This window comes from Dyella sp., assembly GCF_051954575.1.
Lineage (GTDB): Bacteria > Pseudomonadota > Gammaproteobacteria > Xanthomonadales > Rhodanobacteraceae > Dyella_B.
The window spans coordinates 1-3,973 of sequence record NZ_JBQCHP010000037.1 but is presented as its reverse complement, the minus strand read 5'-3'; the positions used below and the strand labels follow the sequence as shown (position 1 = coordinate 3,973).

The following is a 3,973-nucleotide window of genomic DNA, read 5'->3' as shown; positions in this document are numbered from 1 at the left end:
GAAACCCCTGCGCAATCCCCAGATGTTTGGGTTGAGGCGCAGCCGAAAACCCAACGCGATATGCATACATGACGACGTTGGTTTTTCGGCTGCGCCTCAACCCAATCTACGTGAAGCACATCGCACCACGGAGACGTCCATGGCAGAACCCACCGGCACCGTTCGCGAAGGCAGTCTCGAGGCGCCCACCCGCCATCCGCTGGACTGGTTGAAGCCCGAGTTCTGGGACCGCCAGGCGCTCGAGCAGGAAATGGAGCGCGTCTTCAACATCTGCCATGGCTGCCGCCGCTGCGTCAGCCTTTGCCACGCTTTTCCCACGCTGTTCGATCTGATCGACAACTCCGCCTCGATGGAAATCGACGGCGTGGCGAAAAACGATTACGCCAAGGTGGTGGAGCAATGCTATCTGTGCGATCTGTGCTACCTGACCAAATGTCCCTACGTGCCGCCGCATCCGTGGAACGTGGATTTTCCACATGTAATGCTGCGCGCCAAGGCGGTGGCGTTCCGCGAACACGGCGCACCGCTTTCCGCGCGCGTGCTTTCCAATACGCGTGCGGTCGGCAAGCTCGCTTCCATTCCGGTGGTGGTGCAGACCATCAATGCGGCGAACAGGAATACCACCGCGCGCAAGCTGCTGGAAAAAACCATGGGCGTGGATGCCAAGGCGCGCGTACCGATCTATCACACACCGACCGCGCGAAAGCGCTTGCGCAAGCTGGATGGCCAAGGTGAAAGCAAACCAGCGGGACGCACACGCGGCAAGATCGCCATCTTCGCCACCTGCTATTGCGACCACTCCGAACCGGGCGTGGTGGAAGACCTGGCCGCCGTGCTCACGCACAACGCCATTCCCGTACGCCTGGTTGAACGGGAAAGCTGCTGCGGCATGCCGAAATTCGAGCTGGGCGATCTGGACACCGTGCGCAAGTACAAGGAACGCAATATTCCCGTGCTCGCAAACATGGCGCGCGAAGGCTGGGATTTCACCGCGGCCATTCCGTCGTGCGTGCTGATGTTCAAGCAGGAACTGCCGCTGATGTTTCCGGATGACCAAGACATCGCACTGGTGCGCGACCGCTTTTTCGACCCGTTCGAATACCTGGCCGAACGCCACAAGGCCGGCCTGCTCGCCATCGATTTCAAGCAATCGCTAGGCAAGATCGCCTGGCAGGTGCCGTGCCACCAGCGCGTGCAGAAGATCGGCCCGAAAACCGGCGATATTCTGCAACTCGTGCCGGGCACAGAGGTTACTGTGATCGAGCGCTGCTCCGGCCACGATGGCACCTATGGCGTAAAGCACAAGACCTACGCGCTGTCGCGCAAGCTCGCCAAGCCGGTAGAAAATCGCGTGGCGCAAGCCGACGCCACGCATTTCACCAGCGACTGCCCGATGGCCGGCAGCCACATCGCCCACGGCCTGGATGACAAGCCCGCAGCGGAACATCCGCTGACCCTGCTGCGCAAGGCCTACGGAATCTGACCATGCACAAACTGCAACGCCACGATCTGCTTTCGCTCGAAACCTATGCGGCGCAGCGTGCTGATTTTCGCGCACGCGCGATGGCGCACAAGCAACAGCGCAGCGTGCACGTGGGCGCGCATCTCACGCTGGTCTTCGAGGATCGCCTCACCATCCAGTACCAGATCCAGGAGATGCTGCGTATCGAGCGCATCTTCGAAGCCAACGGCATCGAGGAGGAACTGGATGCCTACAACCCACTCATTCCCGATGGAAGGAATTTGAAGGCGACACTGCTCATCGAATATCCCGATGCGGAACAACGCAAGCGCGAATTGTCGCGACTTGCCGGACTCGAGCATGGCATCACGCTGACGGTTGGCGGGCGTCCGCCCGTTACTGCCATTGCGGACGAAGACATGGACCGCAGCACGGAGGCAAAAACCGCCGCGGTGCATTTCCTGCGCTTCGAGCTGAGCGATGGGATGATCGAGGCTTGGCGAAGCGGTGCGGCGGTGAAGCTGGCCTCAACGCATCCCTTGATGTGCGAAGAAGTTACCTTGTCTGAAACCTTGCGCAAGGCACTTGCCGAAGATTTCGACTGACGTAGGTTGGGGTGCGAACCCCAACATCCCGATCCAAACGATCATGGCGATGTTGGGGTTTGCACCCCAACCTACGATCAATCATGCAGCCATCCATCAATAATGCAGCACGGTATGCAACGGAACGTCTTGCGGCCAAAGCGCCCGCCCTTGTAACGCCAGCAACTCGACCAACACGGATGCCCCCACCAGCTCTGCACCGAGCTGCGTCAGCAGATTGCGTGCTGCGCCAAGCGTTCCGCCGGTGGCGAGCACGTCATCCACCAGCAGCACACGCTCACCCTGGCGCACGGTGCCGACGCGCGCTTCGAGGCGATCGGTACCGTATTCGAGCTGATAATCGGCGTGCATCACCGGCGGCGGCAGCTTGCCGGGCTTGCGCAACGGAATGAAGCCCGCCTTCAGTTGCTGCGCCATCGCGGCGGCAAAAATGAAACCGCGCGATTCGACTCCGCACACCGCTTGCACGTCGCTATGCAACCACGGTTCGACCAGCGCGTCGATGCAGCGTGCGAAAGCAGGGCCATCGGCCAGCAAGGGCGTGATATCGCGAAACGTAATGCCCGGCTTCGGGAAATCCGGTACGGCGCGGATCAGACGTGCAAACTCGGTCATGCAGGGCTCCGGTGGTGATGCGTTCGATAGCATACCTGCAACGTGGTTTTTCTTTGGCGTGGGATCTGCACTGCTCGCCGATAAAGCTTGAGCGTGCCTCTTCGCCGTGCCGTTCGAGAAGGACTCACTCAACAGCAATGCAAGCAACCACTCATCAAACCGGCTGCGGCACCATGCTGTCCGGATCGTCATCCAATTCCCGGATCGCCTCGCGCGCCTCCGCCAGCGCATGATCGATCTCGCGTACGATGGACTCGGCCGCCTCCACGCTCGATTCCGGTACCAGCACCGCCACGTAGTCCAGCGCAGGCAGCTGTCCGACGCCGCCGGTGAGGTACTCGCCGGAAATGAAGGCGGGTATTTCCGCGCTCTCCAGCGCATCCTTCACCAGATGTGCGTCGATCAGATTCTGGGCGCGATAGACGATACGCATGGCTGCACGCTACTGCTGCATGCGCGGTTGGGCAAGCCAGAATGCGCCGATGCCCGCCACACCCTGGGCGCCATGGCTGCGTGCCACGCCGGCTTGCGCGTGTGACATGCCGCCGAGCGCGTAGACCGGCAAGGCGGCGGACTCGGCCAGCGCGTGAAACTGCGGCCAGCCCAGCGCAGCGGCCTGCGGATGACTCGACGTGGGCATCACCGGTGACAACGTGGCGAAATCGGCCAACTGGGAGGCTTTCGCCAGCTGATCAGCATCGTGGCCGCTCGCGCCGATCAGCTGCGACCAGGGCAATGGGCGCTCCGCCAGCTCGTCCAGTTGCGCGGATTTCAAATGCACACCGACGCCCTGCCCAAGCCGGCGCGCGCCTTCGATGTCGCCATTGAGCAGCAGATGGGCGCCATGCTGCACGGCGCCCGCCTGCAGGCGAGCCGCCAGGGCACGAACCTGTTGGAATGACCATGCCGGCAAACGCAGCTGGATCAGGCGCGCGCCGTGTTCGATCGCGGCCGTCAATTTTGCGTGCCACACATTGGCCTGGTCCGGCGTTACATCCGCCGGCGTGATCGCGTAAACGGGAGGCAAACGGAGCGCCTGCAGGATGGGACGATCGGCCGGCGCCAGCGTTGCCGGATCGATCTCCCAAGGCATCCGCCACTGCAAGGCCTGCCCTTCCAGCGATTTCGGCACGCCCTGCCAGTGCGTAAAGAGCCATGCGTCGAGCAGCAGGCCGCGCTCGCCATAACGCCAGGGGATGCGGATCAGTGGCGTGCCGTCCTGCGGCCGGATGTCGATATCCAGTTCTTCACGCAGTTCGCGCACCAGGGCGAGCTGGGGCGATTCGCCGGG

Annotated in this window: 5 protein-coding genes; 2 read left to right on the top strand and 3 right to left on the bottom strand. The window is 62.3% G+C overall.

The genetic code is table 11. The features are described from left to right. Positions 1–139 precede the first annotated feature (139 nt). Complete coding sequence (locus tag ACTHNE_RS05595) at positions 140–1,483, top strand: heterodisulfide reductase-related iron-sulfur binding cluster (protein ID WP_324937776.1); 1,344 nt, start codon at positions 140–142, stop codon at positions 1,481–1,483. A 2-nt stretch (positions 1,484–1,485) separates the two neighbouring features. Continuing rightward, positions 1,486–2,067, top strand: coding sequence for a DUF3501 family protein (locus tag ACTHNE_RS05590; RefSeq protein ID WP_324937774.1), 582 nt, complete (start codon positions 1,486–1,488; stop codon positions 2,065–2,067). A gap of 96 nt (positions 2,068–2,163) precedes the next feature. On the opposite strand, the gene ACTHNE_RS05585 is transcribed toward ACTHNE_RS05590, so the two are convergent. From ACTHNE_RS05585 to ACTHNE_RS05575, 3 genes are all read right to left on the bottom strand, one after another. After that, positions 2,164–2,682: an adenine phosphoribosyltransferase gene (locus tag ACTHNE_RS05585; RefSeq protein ID WP_324937772.1), complete on the bottom strand. Its 519-nt coding sequence runs from the start codon at positions 2,680–2,682 to the stop codon at positions 2,164–2,166. A 154-nt stretch (positions 2,683–2,836) separates the two neighbouring features. After that, a complete protein-coding gene (locus ACTHNE_RS05580; protein ID WP_324937770.1) occupies positions 2,837–3,115 on the bottom strand; it encodes a putative signal transducing protein in 279 nt (92 codons plus the stop codon). Positions 3,116–3,124: 9 nt separating this feature from the next. Next, on the bottom strand, positions 3,125–3,973 hold an 849-nt coding region (locus tag ACTHNE_RS05575; RefSeq protein WP_440268727.1), incomplete at its 5' end, for a Nudix family hydrolase.